This is a genomic window from Acinetobacter sp. FY731 (assembly GCF_059515905.1).
In genome coordinates, this window is the sequence record NZ_JCAKNB010000006.1 from 166,616 (window position 1) to 181,802 (window position 15,187).

The following is a 15,187-nucleotide window of genomic DNA, read 5'->3' on the forward strand; positions in this document are numbered from 1 at the left end:
GTTTTATCGCTTAAACTGCAGCAGCAATCACTTGATCTGTGCTAAGAACACCTTGATCAATTAATCTGTTGGTACATGCAATAATTGCATCAATTGAGGAGGTAACAATGTTGTCATGTACGCCCGCACCAAATGCAGATTTACCGCTGCCTTTTACTTGAAGTTCAATTAATGCCAATGCTTTTGCATGTGCACCAGAACTAATGCTGCGTTCTTCATAACTTAATACGTCAATTGGAAGTTGTAATGCATCTAAAATTGCAGAAATTGGACCATTACCTTCACCACGTAAGTGCTGTACTTGACCATTAACTTCAATGTCTAGTTCAATCACTTGGTTGCCATTTTCATCTGACAATTTGTAGTTTTTAGTTGAATAGTGAGTATCTTTAGCTGCAACATAAGTGTCTTTGAATAATGTCCAAATTGCTTGTGCTGAAATTTCAGTACCATCTTCATCTGTTTTTTGCTGAACAATTTGTGAGAATTCAATTTGAATACGACGAGGTAATACCACGTTGTAATTTGATTCTAACAAGTAAGCAATACCACCTTTACCTGATTGAGAGTTCACACGAATCACAGCATCGTAATCGCGCCCTAAGTCTTTAGGATCGATTGGTAAGTAAGGCATGTCCCAAATTTCTTCGTTCTTTTGGAATTCAAAACCTTTCTTAATGGCATCTTGGTGAGAACCTGAGAATGCTGTAAACACCAAGTCGCCTGCATATGGATGGCGAGGATGTACAGGTAAGCCTGTGCATTCTTCAACGGTTGCAATAATTTCATTAATGTTTGAAAAATCTAATTCTGGTGCAACACCTTGGGTATACATATTTAAAGCAATTGCTGCTACGTCTACGTTACCTGTACGTTCACCATTACCAAAGACACAGCCTTCGACACGGTCTGCACCTGCCATAATTGCAAGTTCAGAAGCAGCAATACCACAGCCACGGTCGTTGTGGCAATGAACAGAAATAATAACACCATCACGACGTGCTAAGTTACGATGCATCCATTCGATTTGGTCTGCATAAACGTGTGGTCCTGAAACTTCAACAGTTGCAGGCAAGTTCAAAATTACTTTGTTGGTTGGAGATGCTTCCCAAATTTCAGTCACAGCATCACAAACATCTTTAGCAACTTCTAATTCTGTTGCTGTAAAACATTCAGGGCTATATTGGAAAATAAATTCAGTTTCAGGTTGTTTCGCTGCATATTCTTTTACTTTTGTTGCGGCATTGATTGCTAAACTTTTTGCACCAGCAACATCTACATTCAACACCTTAGTACGGAATGTTGGAGAGTTTGAGTTGTATATATGCACAATTGCACGTTTTGCACCTTGTAAAGATTCAAAAGTACGTTGGATTAAGTGATCACGTGCTTGTACTAAAACTTCGATATAAACATCATCTGGAATATGACCTTCTTCAATTAATTTACGTGTGAAGTCAAAATCAATTTGAGATGCCGAAGGAAAGCCAATTTCAATGTGCTTAAAACCAATTTTCACAAGCATTTGGAACATTTTGAATTTTTGTTCAATGTTCATTGGCTCAAAGATCGCTTGGTTACCGTCACGTAGGTCGGTACTCATCCAGATAGGCGCTTTATTGATTTCATTATTCGGCCATTGACGGTCTGGTAAGTCAACACGTTGATACATACGACGGTATTTTTTGCTTGGATCTGCCAACATCATGTGAAAACTCCTTTATAGCACCTGAATAATTGTCGTGGATAACGCGAGGTACTATGAATATAGATTGTGTCTATTTTAACAATTTACAAGTGTGATAATGATGGAGTTAGGCGAAAGTCGTAAAAAATCTTTTTGTATTTTTAGCGCTTAGCTTTACCATGTATCTTGTAAATCTATAACTTAATTTTAATAGATTGATTCCGAGAAAAAATTCCGTATTTTGCATTAAATGAAAAATATATGACAAAAATTTTCATAATTTAATTAATATTGAAAAATATATTCACTATTAATATCTGATACGGTAGCTGTTCCCATAAGTGCCATAGTAATTTCAAATTCTTCTTTTAGAATTTTAAGGACATGAGCAACACCTAAAGCTCCAGCACTTGCCAATCCATAAATTTGTGGACGACCAATACATACAGCAGAAGCACCTAATGCAATCGCTTTAAAAATATCAGAACCTCGTCGAATACCACCATCATAAAGAAGTGGGAAATTACTAGGTACGACTTTTTTAATCATTTGCAAGGCTAAAAGTGGTGAAATACACGTATCTAAAACACGTCCACCGTGGTTGGAAATAATTAAACCTTTAACGCCATGTTGAATAGCCAATAAAGCATCTTGTGGGTGTGTTATTCCTTTTAAAAGGACGGGCAACTCAGTATTTTTGACAATGTAGGCAATATCTTCCCATGTGGGTGCAATTCGCATTAGCCCATTAAAAACTGGGTGTTCACCTTTGTTTAACTCAGGTAGAGGAATATGTGTAGGTGTATGTGGATGTTGCATGTTATCAGGTAAATGGAAAAAAGCTTTACGTTCTCGATCTCTAATACCTGTATGTGGAGAATCTACTGTAATCACAATGGCTTTATAGTGATGGGCTTCTGCCATTTTGACCAAAGCTAAAGATTTTTCACGATCACCTTGCCAATACAATTGGAACCATTTGTATGGATTTTCTTGTTTAAGGCTACGCATATCTGTATTAGTAAAGGTGCTTAATATGATGTTGCTGCCCATCACTTCAGCGGCTAAAGCAGATGCGGCTTCTGCCTCAGGATGAAACTGTTGCTGATGTCCAATAGGTGCTAAAAAAATAGGGTGAGGGTAGTGCTGACCTAAAATGTCACATTCTGTGTTGCCATGTGTAAGATCTTTTAATACACGTGGTAAAAGCTGAATATATTTAAATAGTGTCAGATTTTCTTGAGCACTATGTTCTTCCATTGAGCCACCTTGTAAGTAGCTCCATACCATTTCTGAAAGGTGTTTCTCTGCTTCAATTTCATAATCATGAATAGTTTGAAGATACGCTGGAATTTGAGTTAGCGGTTCTAAAATAGTTTTATTTTTCATGAGGAATCCTTGGAGCAGGGACGGTTATAGTGAATTAAATTTCAGCCCATTTACGCATGAGGTTATGGTACAAACTTGTGAGTTTAACCACTTCCTCATGGGCATCGCCCAATTGCATTCTTAAGTTTTGAATGGTTTGATCTAAATTAAATAACATGTGTCGATCGGCATCATCACGAATCATACTTTGTAGCCAAAAGAAAGAACCTACACGACATCCTGATGTGACAGGTGTAACTTCATGAACACTTGTAGATGGATACAAAATTAAATCTCCCGCAGGGAGTTTAACTTCGTGATAGCCATAAGTATCTTCAACAACAAGCTCGCCACCTTCATATTCTTCAGGTTCACTCAAGAAAATAGTGCAAGACAAATCTGTACGTATTTTTTGCTGTGTGCCTTTAATCCAACGAATTGAATTATCAACATGAAAGCCAAAAGTTTCACCATTTTCATAGCGATTGAAATAAGGTGGCAAAATATTGAGTGGTAAGGCTGCTGATACAAAAAGAGGGTGCTTTGAGAGCACATCTAAAATGATATCGCCCAAATGATGTGTTAAAGGATGATCTTCTGGTAATTGTTGATTTTGTTTTACATTTGCAGAAAGTGATCCCGTCGAAATTTTACCATCAACCCAATTGACTTTATCCATTTCTGAGCGGAAATATTGAACTTGTTCTTTTGTTAAGACATTGGGAATATGATGAATCACGGCAATACCTTCTGAAAATATAATTAAATTATTTATAACAGTTCTATATAAAAATAGCCCCTATTGTTAGAGGCTATTTTAGCTTAAATCCCATAGGTTTAATATGGGATTTAATGTTTAAAACTTAGTATTTAAAGTTTAAAGATAATACTGCATTACGACCATCTGCCTCTGTTGCATAGTGTGAACCGTATGCTTTAGTGAAGTAACGTTTGTCTGTTAAGTTATTTACATTTACTTGTAAATTAACATTTTTAGTTACGTCATAACGCGCCATTAAATCGTAACGGACATAGCCTGGAACCCATTTAGTATTGGCTAAATCACCATAGACTTTATCCATCGCAACTGCACCACCACCAATCATAAGTTGTGGTAATACTTGGTAAGTTGTCCAAAGTGTTGCAGAGTTTTTAGGGACGTTAGGTAGTTTGTTACCATTATATGGGCTATCGTCATTAGTACATACAGTTGGTCTGCCACTACATTTTTTACCGTTATCCACAGCTTCGCTGTCTAGATAAGTATAGCCAGCAGAAACAGCCCACTTATCTGTAATATTACCGTTTAACCCGAGCTCTAAACCATCAACAGTACTTTTACCTACGTTAGCATAGCTGTCAGTTGTTATTTGTACTCGAGCATTTTGTTTTTCAGTACGGAAAATGGCGGCTGTTAAATTTAGTTTGTTATTAAATAAATCCCATTTTGTACCAATTTCATAAGTACGTGCTTTTTCAGGGTCTAAATTACTATATAGATTTCCGATGCTTTCTGAGCCATCACCAGCATCTACACCAACAGGGTTTGCAGAGGTTGCAAAGCTTGCATAAATAGCGCCATTTTCAGTTGGTTTAAATGTTAAGCCAGCTTGGTAAGAGAAAAAGTCAGTATCTGAACTAATTTTAGTACCAGCTTTAACTAAAGACGTGCCAGAGCCAGAATCTTTGTTGTAAAGTAATTCTGTATCAAATTTATCCCAACGTACGCCAAGATCTAATAACCACTGTGGGTTAATTTCAATATTATCTAAGAAATAGATAGATGTATTTTTAGTTGTAGTTGTGGTGATACCACGGTTTGCTGTAATTGAACCTAACCATGGATCACTTGGATTTGGATTATACGCATCAGTACACCAATAGTCTGATGCAGAACCAATAAGTCCGCTACATGCACCAGGGCCATTTAAGTTTGGTGTTCCGTTAGGAAGGGTAGATGTTGTAACACCTAAGCTTGTAAGATTATAGCTTCCTTTATCAGATTTTTGATGGCTATATTCAACACCTGTATTAAATGAGTGCTTAAATGCTCCAGTGTTAAATTTACCAGCCAAAGACAGTTGATCTGTAAATGTACTCGTATCAGTAATACGTGTATTTGCACGTCTTGCAACGCTACCATTTGCAATGTTTAGTTTTGAATCATCTGGCTGTGTCCAAATATAATCATTTTTTGCTTTTGAATATTGAGCAATATTTTTAATTGTTAAATTATCGGTAAGGTCGTGCTCGAGTTTTATTGTACCAATTTGATTTTCTTGTTTTTGGAAATCACGATCTTTCCAACCATAGTAAACACCTTGTTTTACATCTAGTGGTGTGCCTTCAGCTTTAGAGCCATTCCAATAAGGCACACCTGAATCTGGAGTGTCATTAGATTTTAGGTAGTAATAACTTAATGTAGCACGTGTATCTGTATCTAAACCAAAAGTAATACTTGGTGCAATACCAGCACGTTTGTATTCAGCACCATTACTTTGACCAGGTTTGTTATTTTCATGACCTAATACAGCAACACGTGCGGCAATACCATTACCAAAATCTTTGTTACCATCTAATGTAATACGACGGTAATCATCTGTACCTTGTTCAACTGAACCTTGTAAGAAGTTACCTTTTTTCGCTTCTTTAGTAACCATGTTGATGCTACCACCAACAGAGCCCGCACCGCCTAAAGATGAACCAGAGCCTTTTACAACTTCAACTTGTTCAACTGCAAACATGTCACGGTTTTGAGATGTTGAGTTACGAATACCATCAACATAAATTGAGCTTTCAGAGCTAAAACCACGAATAATAGGGCGGTCACCATTTGGGTTACCACCTTCACCAGCACCTAGTGTAATACCAGGAACTGTACGAAGAGCATCACTTAGTGTTGTAACTTGTGTGTCTTGAATTAATTGTTGTGAAATTACAGATACTGATTTTGGTGTATCTAGTAGGGGAGCAACAAATTTAGTATTTGCAGACTTATCTACTTTTAAGCTTTGTTTTTGTTCTAAAGATGCTTCTGAATGAATTGTTTCTAGTTGAGTTGCTTGATCTTGGGCAATTGCGTGTCCAGCCATAATACTTAGAGACGAAGCAATCGCAGAAGATACGATTTTTTTACGCGTTTTGATGAAAGCCATTTCAAACCCAAAGGATGTGATGATTATTGAGTGCAAATAGTAATGATTCCTATTTATAAAGTCTTTTAATTTGAATTGGTAATAGCGATTCTCAAATGGAGATAATATGGAAGTTTGAATGAAATAATGTAACAAATTGTATTTAAATTTATGTTTTTTAAGGAAATAGGAATTTTCTTTTTAAGTTTGATTAATTATTGAGAATATGAATGTAGTAGAAGCTTTAATAAAAAAACCTGCCGAAGCAGGTTTTTTAGGATTTTAAGTAAGAGAGTTAGAAATCGTATGAAACAGATAGCCAGTAGTTACGACTAGGAATATAAGTTCCTTCAGTACTAGATAGATATTTGTATACTTGAGTTTCATCACTAGTGTTGTAAGTAATGGTTTTGTTTTCTGTAAAATCTTTATCAAGTAAATTATTAACAGCCATGTTTAAGCGCAACTGGTCTGTGACAGTATAGCTTACACCTAAGTTAAACAAATTATAGCCTGAATATTTATTACCAGAGGCATTGTAGATAGCTAAAGTTTCTGCATCAGCCGTGTCAGGAGTTTCTGTATAGCGAACACGACTTGATTTATATTCATGTTGCAACCATAAATCAACGGCTGGATTTATGTGCCATGTGGAAGTTAAGTTGAATGCATTGCGAGGGTTATTGTTGTAATAGTTACCTACAGTTTCAGGATTGTTACTATCGGTAATCTTACTTTTTGTGTATGTATAAGCAGCTTTAATATCCCATTCTGGAATAATGTTGTATTGCAAGGTAACTTCAGTGCCATATACTTTAGCTTTATTAGCATTGATACTACGAGAGCAACCGCGTGAAGCAGTACAATTGTTAGTTATAGATTCAGATGTAATCACATCTTTAATTTGATTATAAAAACCTGTCGCAGAAAGGTTTAATTTATCTGTAGGCTGAAAGTTAAAGCCTAGCTCGTAGTTTGTTGAAGTTTCAGGCTTTAAGTCTGGATTTCCAAAAATGTGAGTACGCCCTTGTGAGCGTAGATTAATAAGACCATCAAATAAATCTTTAGCTGAAGGAGCTTTGTAGCCGGTACTAACACCGCCTTTTATAGTCAGGATGTCATTAGTGTTCCAGACCAAATATGCTCGAGGGCTAAACTTTCCACCAAAACCCGAATGCTTTTCATAGCGAGTGCCATAAGTAAACATGAGATTTTCTAAGAGAGTCCACTCATCTTCTGCATAAATAGACCAAGAGTCTTTATCAAATTTTTCATTTCCTTTTGGATCATGAGCTGTAAGATTATCTTTGATAATTAATTTTTTATACTCAGCACCTGTTGTGATTTTATGGCTATCGAGTCTTGAAATTAAATGGGTATTAGCAATCAAGTCTTCATTTTTCAAAACTCGATCTGTACCAATTAATGGGTTGTTAATTTGTTGAGCTGGAAGGAATGCTTCTGTTGGGATTGTACGTCCCTTTGTTTCAGTCTCAGAAAGACTAATATAAGACTTCCAAACACCAAAATCATAATTACCATCATGGCCAAGTGAAATTTGAGAGCGATTAAATTTTAATTCGTTTTTATAACCAGCAGCTTTATTGAGTTCCTTGACCCAATCTAAGTCGCCTAATCTACTATCTTTGTTATCGTAGCTTTGACTTGTATGGAATGTATCTATCCAAAGTGAGTTTTTATCATCGGCTTGAAATGTGAGTTTACCACCAACATCATAATTGTGTGCTGTATTCGGGCGCGGATCTCGACTTGTAGAATTCTCAACGACACGATCAGAACCGCTACGATCAAAATAACTACCGCGTAGTTGTAAGCCTAGTTTATCGTTAATTAGTGGGCCATTAAGTAAAAAGCTAGTTTTCCACGAATCTGCTTCTGCTCCACTTTCCATAGCATTGCCACTAACAGTGATATTTCCATTCCATTCATCAGATATTTTCTTAGTGATGATATTAATGACACCTCCCATAGCATCTGAGCCATAAAGAGTTGACATAGGGCCACGGATGACTTCAATTCGCTCAATAGCGGACAGAGGGGGCATAAAACTGGTAGAAGTTTCTCCAAAACCATTTGGTGTTACATCTGTTGATGTTGTTTGACGACGACCATCGATGAGAATTAATGTATCATCTGCCGCCATACCGCGGATGCTAACATTTAGGCCACCTGTTTTTCCTACACCATTACGAACATCTACCCCAGGAATATCTACTAATAAATCTGCAATGCTAGTGGCATTTTTACGTTCAATATCTTCTCTTGTGACTACACTGATTGAAGCAGGTGCATCTTTAATTTGTTGTTCAAAACCAGATGCAGAAACTACGATTGTAGATAGTTGATGATTTTGTGTTTCTGTAGATGTTTCTGCAAAAACTGAAGTTGTCATTGCCCCAAGCAACGCGATAGATAAAGGGTGTAGGTTGAACTTACTCATAAAAGAATTCCAAAAATGGACGAGAAAAAAGACTTGAATAATAATTGTTCGCAATATTAACGATAAATATTATCATTTGCAATGAAATGTATACAAACGTATCTTGATTTCTTTCATAAGAAATATGAGCTAGTGCTTTGTACAAAGACTTTAACTAAAAGTGCTATAATCCTTTTTTTTGTATATCTTTAAATGTTGTCATATAATGTGGCACTTTTTAAAAAACTGTTATTTCCAATTATATCGAGGAAGCCATGCAAGTAACTTCTGAAGCGGTTTCGGGCGTTGCCCGTCGTTTAAACGTATCTGTACCGACGAGCCGTATTAATGAGCAATTTGAAGCTCGTTTGAAACGCACTGCCAAAACTGTAAAGATTAACGGCTTCCGTGCGGGTAAAGTACCTGTGAACGTTGTTCGCCGTGAATACGGTGCTGGTATTTATCAAGAAGTTGTTAACGACATTATTCGTGACACAGTTTTTGAAGCAATCCAACAAGAGAAAATTAACGCTGTTGGTATGCCAAACATTGATAAAACTGAAATGAAAGATGATGCTTTAGTTTATCAAGCAACTGTAGAAGTTTATCCTGAAGTTGATGTTAAATTTGACGGTTTAGAAGTTGAACGTAAAGCAACTGAAGTAAATGATAAAGATGTAGATCAAATGATCGAAAATCTTCAAAAGCAACGCGCTTCTTGGACTGAAACAAAAGGCATGGCTAAAAAAGACATGCAAGTAACTTTTGATTTCGAAGGTTCTGTTGATGGCGAGAAGTTTGAAGGTGGTTCTTCTGAAGACTTCAAACTAGTATTAGGTTCTGGTCGTATGATCCCTGGCTTCGAAGACGGTATCGTTGGTATGAAGAAAGGCGAAGAGAAAGTTATTGATGTAACTTTTCCTGAAGACTACCAAGCTGAAAACCTTGCTGGTAAAGCTGCTCAATTCAAAATTACGGTTAAGCTTGTTGAAAAACAAAAGCTTCCAGAAATTGATGCTGAATTCTTAAAAGTATTTGGTTTAACTGAAGAAGAAGGCGTTGAAAAACTTAAAGCTGACGTTCGTAAAAACATGGAACGTGAAGTTAAAAACGGTCTTCGCAACCAAGTTAAAGGTGCAACTTTTGATGCGCTTGTAGCTGCTAACGAAGTAGAAATTCCAGAGTCTATGTTGTCTCAAGAAATTGACCGTCAACGTCAACAAATGATTCAACAATTCACTCAACAGTTTGGTGCTCAAGGCGCTAAAGCATTTGACAGCAGCATGCTTCCAGATGACTTGTTCAAAGAACAAGCTGAAAAATCAGTTAAACTTGGCGTATTAGTAAGCCGCGTTTTAGCTGAAGCTAAAATTGAAGTAGATGCTGCTCGCGTTGAAGCTTACATTGCTGACATGGCTTCTTCTTACGAAGATCCAAACGAAGTAATTGAATTCTTCAAAAACGATGCGCAACAACGTCAACAAATTGAAGCTGTTGTATTAGAAGATCAAGTTGTAGATCATATTTTAGCATCTGCTAAAGTAACTGATACAAAAGTAAGCTATGAAGACTTATTGAAAGAGCAACAAGCTCGTCAACAAGGCTAATTTCTAGCTGAAAGAAAAAAGGCGCTTTAGGCGCCTTTTTTTATGAAAATGAATAATCGAAATCATTTTTATTTAATATGTCTGATGTAAAAAATCTACTATTTAAGCTCGAATATTTTGCAATTTTGATAAATATCCCTCATATTGTCGCTATGGGTTAACTCACAAAAAATTTAGGAATAAATAAACGTATGTATGTTCCAACAATTGAAAACGCTTTAGTTCCAATGGTGGTAGAGCAGTCATCTCGTGGCGAGCGTTCTTTTGATATTTATTCACGTCTTTTACGTGAACGCGTCATCTTTTTAACAGGTGAAGTTGAAGACAATATGGCGAACTTAATTGTTGCACAAATGTTGTTTTTAGAAGCTGAAAACCCAGATAAAGATATCCATTTATATATCAATTCACCAGGTGGTTCTGTAACTGCAGGTATGGCAATTTACGATACTATGCAATTTATTAAACCTGATGTTGTGACTTATTGTATGGGTCAAGCGGCATCAATGGGTGCATTCCTATTAAATGCTGGTGCAAAAGGTAAGCGTTATTGCCTTGAAAATGCACGTGTAATGATTCATCAACCACTAGGTGGTTTCCGTGGTCAAGCATCTGATATTGAAATTCACGCACGTGAAATTTTATTTATTAAAGAACGTTTAAACCGTTTAATGGCTGAACACAGCGGTCAAGATTATGAACGTCTTGCTAAAGATACAGATCGTGACAACTTCATGACTGCACAGCAAGCAAAAGAATATGGTTTAGTGGACGAAGTTTTATCTAAACGTCCATCAATTTAAAAAAGATTAGTTATTGGAGTAAATATGTCCGAACATCCTCAAGGACAAAAGCATTGTTCATTTTGCGGTAAAACGCAGTCTGAAGTCGGGAAACTGATTGCAGGCGAGGACGCATATATCTGTAATGAATGTGTGGACGTATGCCTAGATTTAGTTCAAACCAGTCAGCAAGTGGAATCAAGTGATTGGGCGACTAAGCCTTTACCAAAACCGCATGAAATTCGTGCTGCGTTAGATCAATATGTTATTGGTCAAGATGTTGCGAAGAAGACTTTATCTGTTGCTGTATATAACCATTATAAGCGTTTAAAAGTGCAAAATAGCGGTCAAAAAGCAGAAGATGGTGTTGAAATTTCGAAAAGTAACATCATGCTTGTAGGCCCAACGGGCTCAGGTAAAACATTACTTGCACAAACGCTTGCTCGTTTGCTTGATGTGCCTTTTGCAATGGCAGATGCAACTACGTTAACTGAAGCTGGTTATGTAGGTGAAGATGTTGAAAATATTGTTCAAAAGCTTCTTCAGAAAGCTGATTACGATGTAGAAAAAGCACAGAAGGGCATTATCTATATCGATGAAATTGACAAAATTACACGCAAATCTGAAAACCCATCAATTACACGTGATGTGTCTGGTGAAGGTGTTCAACAAGCTTTACTTAAAATGATTGAAGGTACAGTTGCTGCAATTCCGCCTCAAGGTGGTCGTAAGCATCCTCAACAAGAATTGATTCAAGTTGATACTTCAAACATCTTGTTTATTTGCGGCGGTGCATTTTCAGGTCTTGAGAAAATTGTGCAACAGCGTCAAGAAAAGGGTGGCATTGGTTTTACAGCAGAAGTGCGTAAAAAAGATGAAACTAAAAAGCTGTCTGATTTGTTCCGTCAAGTTGAAGCAACAGACCTTGTGAAGTTTGGTTTAATTCCAGAATTTATTGGTCGTTTACCTGTTATTGCAACACTCGATGAGCTTGATGAAGATGCTTTATTGCAAATTTTGACTGAGCCAAAAAATGCTTTAACGCGTCAATATAAATACTTATTCGACATGGAAAATGTAGATTTAGTATTTGAAGAGTCTGCTTTACGTGCGGTGGCGAAAAAAGCTCTTGAGCGTAATACAGGTGCGCGTGGTTTGCGTTCAATTTTAGAAAACTCTTTGCTTGAAACGATGTACGACTTACCAAGTCGTGAAGATGTTGGCACTGTTGTGGTGAATGAAGCGGTTATTAATGACAATGCTCAGCCAGAACTTAAAGCTGAGCGTCAACCTAAGCAAGATGAAGTTAAAGAAGATGTAAAAGCTGACCTTAAGTTAGTCAATAAATCGGCTTAATTGAGTTTTTGTATTAAAAAACGCGCCTGAAGGCGCGTTTTTTTATTTTAGCTCTTATTTATTGTTGTGCTAAGGGTTCAATAATTTTAATAATTTCTTTTTCATAATCTGAGTTTTTCATAGTTTGTGTTGCAAGATCTTCAATTGCTGTTTGAATTTCCATCATGGCTTGAGTACTTTTTTCGTTAATTGATTTACCTTCAGGTGTTGATAAAAACTTGTTATAAGCCTGAATTTCTTCTTCTGTATAAATGTTTTTAATAATTTTTTTTACAGTTGCTATTGCTTGAGGGCTCGTAATAGTTTTTTTTGTCATATCAAACATTTTTTGACTGAGCTTAAGTGAAATGGTTATTTCATTTGCATCTAATTCATTATTTGGAGAAATACTTTGAATAATTTATTCAGCTTGACTGTCAAAGTAGGGTTGTAGTTCATTAATAAATTTATTCAACGTGCTATTTAACTCACTCAGTTGAATAAATTTATTAATGGTTGAATCTGTTGCTGTAGCGGCATAAATGTTTATTGAGCCCAAAAAGCATAAGCTGAATAAAGTTGATTTTAAAATTGTTGAATATGTCATTTATCATTGCTCATCTTTCATTCTTATTAGTTGAATAGTAGCGTTTTGGGTAAGTAAAGCGAATGTCATTTTATGTCTTTAATCAAAAAAAATGCTACCGATCCGAAGAAAGGTAGCATTAGTATTACGGAGCTAAAACTTATTTAGCAGCATCCGTTACTGGAATTTTTCCAATTTTTGCTTGCCAAATTTTTGGTGCAGTTGCGTGAACAGATGTACCGTTTACGTCTACAGCAACAGATACAGGCATGTCTTTCACAACAAACTTGTAGATTGCTTCCATACCAAGGTCAGCAAATGCAACAACTTCTGCTTCACGGATTGCTTTAGACACTAAGTATGCAGCACCGCCAACAGCCATTAAATAAGTTGTTTGAGTATCTTTAATTGCTTCAATTGCAGAAGGACCACGCTCAGCTTTACCAATCATGCCGTAAAGACCAGTCGCTTCTAAAACTTGGCGAGTAAATTTATCCATACGTGTTGCAGTTGTTGGGCCAGCAGGACCAACTACTTCATCACCAACAGGATCTACAGGACCAACGTAGTAGATAAACTTACCTTTAAGATCTACAGGAAGTTCTTCACCATTATTCAACATATCAACCATACGTTTGTGCGCAGCGTCACGACCTGTATAGATGGTACCGTTAAGAAGTAATGTATCGCCTGGTTGCCAAGCATTCATCTCTTCTTGAGTAATGTTGTCTAAATCAACACGTTTAGAAGTAGATGAATCCCAAGTTACTTCAGGATAATCTTCAAGTTTAGGTGCAATAATATTTGCAACACCTGAACCATCTAATGTGAAGTGTGCATGACGAGTTGCAGCACAGTTAGGAATCATACCTACTGGTTTGCCCGCAGCGTGACATGGGTAATCTTTAATTTTAATATCTAGAACAGTTGTTAAACCACCAAGACCTTGAGCACCAATACCTAAAGCATTTACTTTCTCGAAGATTTCGATACGAAGTTCTTCAAGTTTGCTTTGCGGTCCACGACGAAGTAATTCGTCCATATTGATTTCTTCCATCAATGCTTCTTTTGCAAGCATCATGGCTTTTTCAGCAGTACCGCCAATACCAATACCTAACATGCCTGGTGGACACCAACCTGCACCCATTGTTGGAACAGTTTTAAGTACCCAATCTACAATTGAGTCAGATGGGTTAAGCATTGCAAGTTTAGATTTGTTTTCTGAACCGCCACCTTTTGCTGCAACAGTGATATCCACTTTGTTACCAGGAACAAGTTTGTGGTAGATCACTGCAGGGGTGTTGTCTTTCGTATTCTTACGACCAAATGCAGGGTCAGCAAGTACAGATGCACGAAGTACGTTAGAATTTTCTAAGTAACCTTGGCGTACACCTTCGTTAATCGCGTCGTCTAAGCTCATCGTTAAATCGAATTTAACGTCCATGCCCACTTCAACGAATACGTTTACAATACCAGTATCTTGGCAGATTGGACGATGTCCTTCTGCACACATACGAGAGTTAATTAAGATTTGTGCGATCGCATCTTTTGCAGCTTTGTTTTCTTCACGGTCATACGCACGGCTCATCGCTTGGATGAAGTCTTGTGGGTGATAGTATGAAATGAACTGAAGCGCATCTTTAACCGATGTGATCAAGTCATCTTGCTTGATAATAGTAGTCATACAAAAATCTCTTGAGCGGGCTGTTAGCTAGCGGGCTAAATTATAAGATAAAAAGCAGGTTTTGTGGGTGTTTTGATCAAGCTTTGGGCGAAAGTTTAATGTGTTGTCATAATTGTGATTTTCGCTGTCATATTTGATGGTTTTTTGATGCATTGATTGCCATATTTCATGCGGTATTTGTCATATATGACAGAGTTTAATGTGGATTTTGGTGGTAAGTTATTGAATTACATTGCTATAATAATGGTTTATTTGAATGTTTCATATTTGTCATATAACTGTCATAAAACTTTAAGATAATGTTCATATCAAAGTTAGAGTATGAAATTATGATTACAGCAGTTGTTTCAGTCGTTGGTTTTTCTATGTTTATCGCAGCAACGTGGTTCTACGGTCAGCAAGAAGATCAAGCTTAAGCTTTATCTTCTTTTTTTTTGCTTAAAATTTTATAAAAATAATATTCTTCTCAAATCTCAAATCTCAAATCTCAAATCTCAAATCTCAAATCTCAAATCTCAAATCTCAAATCTCAAATCTCAAATCTCAAATCTCAAATCTCAAATC

Annotated in this window: 11 protein-coding genes; 3 read left to right on the forward strand and 8 right to left on the reverse strand. The window is 36.6% G+C overall.

Annotated elements, in window-relative coordinates; genetic code table 11:
• Positions 1-10: 10 nt before the first annotated feature.
• From leuA to AC5YC8_RS09930, 5 genes are all read right to left on the reverse strand, one after another.
• Positions 11-1,708, reverse strand: a complete 1,698-nt coding sequence (gene leuA, locus AC5YC8_RS09910; RefSeq protein ID WP_496164388.1) for a 2-isopropylmalate synthase — start codon at positions 1,706-1,708, stop codon at positions 11-13.
• Between the two features lie 264 nt (positions 1,709-1,972).
• Positions 1,973-3,076: an alpha-hydroxy acid oxidase gene (locus AC5YC8_RS09915; RefSeq protein ID WP_496164389.1), complete on the reverse strand. Its 1,104-nt coding sequence runs from the start codon at positions 3,074-3,076 to the stop codon at positions 1,973-1,975.
• A gap of 34 nt (positions 3,077-3,110) precedes the next feature.
• Positions 3,111-3,794, reverse strand: a complete 684-nt coding sequence (locus AC5YC8_RS09920; RefSeq protein WP_496164390.1) for a Fe2+-dependent dioxygenase — start codon at positions 3,792-3,794, stop codon at positions 3,111-3,113.
• 124 nt (positions 3,795-3,918) lie between these two features.
• Positions 3,919-6,210: a TonB-dependent receptor gene (locus AC5YC8_RS09925; protein ID WP_496164391.1), complete on the reverse strand. Its 2,292-nt coding sequence runs from the start codon at positions 6,208-6,210 to the stop codon at positions 3,919-3,921.
• A 274-nt stretch (positions 6,211-6,484) separates the two neighbouring features.
• Complete coding sequence (locus AC5YC8_RS09930; protein WP_496164392.1) at positions 6,485-8,650, reverse strand: TonB-dependent receptor domain-containing protein; 2,166 nt, start codon at positions 8,648-8,650, stop codon at positions 6,485-6,487.
• 254 nt (positions 8,651-8,904) lie between these two features.
• Here AC5YC8_RS09930 and tig point away from each other — a divergent pair, with 254 nt between their 5' ends.
• From tig to clpX, 3 genes are all read left to right on the forward strand, one after another.
• Positions 8,905-10,236 (forward strand): trigger factor, encoded by a 1,332-nt coding sequence (gene tig / locus AC5YC8_RS09935; RefSeq protein ID WP_496116323.1) that lies wholly within the window; start codon positions 8,905-8,907, stop codon positions 10,234-10,236.
• 191 nt (positions 10,237-10,427) lie between these two features.
• Positions 10,428-11,039 carry an ATP-dependent Clp endopeptidase proteolytic subunit ClpP gene (clpP, locus tag AC5YC8_RS09940; RefSeq protein WP_496116324.1) on the forward strand — a complete coding sequence of 204 codons (612 nt, stop codon included), beginning with the start codon at positions 10,428-10,430 and terminating at the stop codon, positions 11,037-11,039.
• 24 nt (positions 11,040-11,063) lie between these two features.
• Positions 11,064-12,374, forward strand: coding sequence for an ATP-dependent protease ATP-binding subunit ClpX (gene clpX, locus AC5YC8_RS09945; RefSeq protein WP_496164394.1), 1,311 nt, complete (start codon positions 11,064-11,066; stop codon positions 12,372-12,374).
• Positions 12,375-12,432: 58 nt separating this feature from the next.
• Here clpX and AC5YC8_RS09950 read toward each other — a convergent pair whose 3' ends face one another.
• The 3 genes from AC5YC8_RS09950 to AC5YC8_RS09960 form a co-directional block, all read right to left on the reverse strand.
• Positions 12,433-12,690 carry a DUF2059 domain-containing protein gene (locus AC5YC8_RS09950; protein ID WP_496164395.1) on the reverse strand — a complete coding sequence of 86 codons (258 nt, stop codon included), beginning with the start codon at positions 12,688-12,690 and terminating at the stop codon, positions 12,433-12,435.
• A gap of 84 nt (positions 12,691-12,774) precedes the next feature.
• The gene (locus AC5YC8_RS09955; RefSeq protein WP_496164396.1) at positions 12,775-12,960 is read right to left on the reverse strand and encodes a hypothetical protein; all 186 of its coding nucleotides are present in this window, start codon (positions 12,958-12,960) and stop codon (positions 12,775-12,777) included.
• A gap of 139 nt (positions 12,961-13,099) precedes the next feature.
• A complete protein-coding gene (locus AC5YC8_RS09960) occupies positions 13,100-14,623 on the reverse strand; it encodes a fumarate hydratase (RefSeq protein WP_496116329.1) in 1,524 nt (507 codons plus the stop codon).
• Positions 14,624-15,187 lie beyond the last annotated feature (564 nt).

What these genes read in the sequence shown, in the direction of transcription:
- leuA (WP_496164388.1), bottom strand. Translation starts at nt 1,708, where the DNA reads ATGATGTTGGCAGATCCAAGCAAAAAATACCGTCGTATGTATCAACGT.
- AC5YC8_RS09915 (WP_496164389.1), bottom strand. Translation starts at nt 3,076, where the DNA reads ATGAAAAATAAAACTATTTTAGAACCGCTAACTCAAATTCCAGCGTAT.
- AC5YC8_RS09925 (WP_496164391.1), bottom strand. Translation starts at nt 6,210, where the DNA reads ATGGCTTTCATCAAAACGCGTAAAAAAATCGTATCTTCTGCGATTGCT.
- AC5YC8_RS09930 (WP_496164392.1), bottom strand. Translation starts at nt 8,650, where the DNA reads ATGAGTAAGTTCAACCTACACCCTTTATCTATCGCGTTGCTTGGGGCA.
- tig (WP_496116323.1), top strand. Translation starts at nt 8,905, where the DNA reads ATGCAAGTAACTTCTGAAGCGGTTTCGGGCGTTGCCCGTCGTTTAAAC.
- clpP (WP_496116324.1), top strand. Translation starts at nt 10,428, where the DNA reads ATGTATGTTCCAACAATTGAAAACGCTTTAGTTCCAATGGTGGTAGAG.
- clpX (WP_496164394.1), top strand. Translation starts at nt 11,064, where the DNA reads ATGTCCGAACATCCTCAAGGACAAAAGCATTGTTCATTTTGCGGTAAA.
- AC5YC8_RS09950 (WP_496164395.1), bottom strand. Translation starts at nt 12,690, where the DNA reads ATGACAAAAAAAACTATTACGAGCCCTCAAGCAATAGCAACTGTAAAA.
- AC5YC8_RS09955 (WP_496164396.1), bottom strand. Translation starts at nt 12,960, where the DNA reads ATGACATATTCAACAATTTTAAAATCAACTTTATTCAGCTTATGCTTT.
- AC5YC8_RS09960 (WP_496116329.1), bottom strand. Translation starts at nt 14,623, where the DNA reads ATGACTACTATTATCAAGCAAGATGACTTGATCACATCGGTTAAAGAT.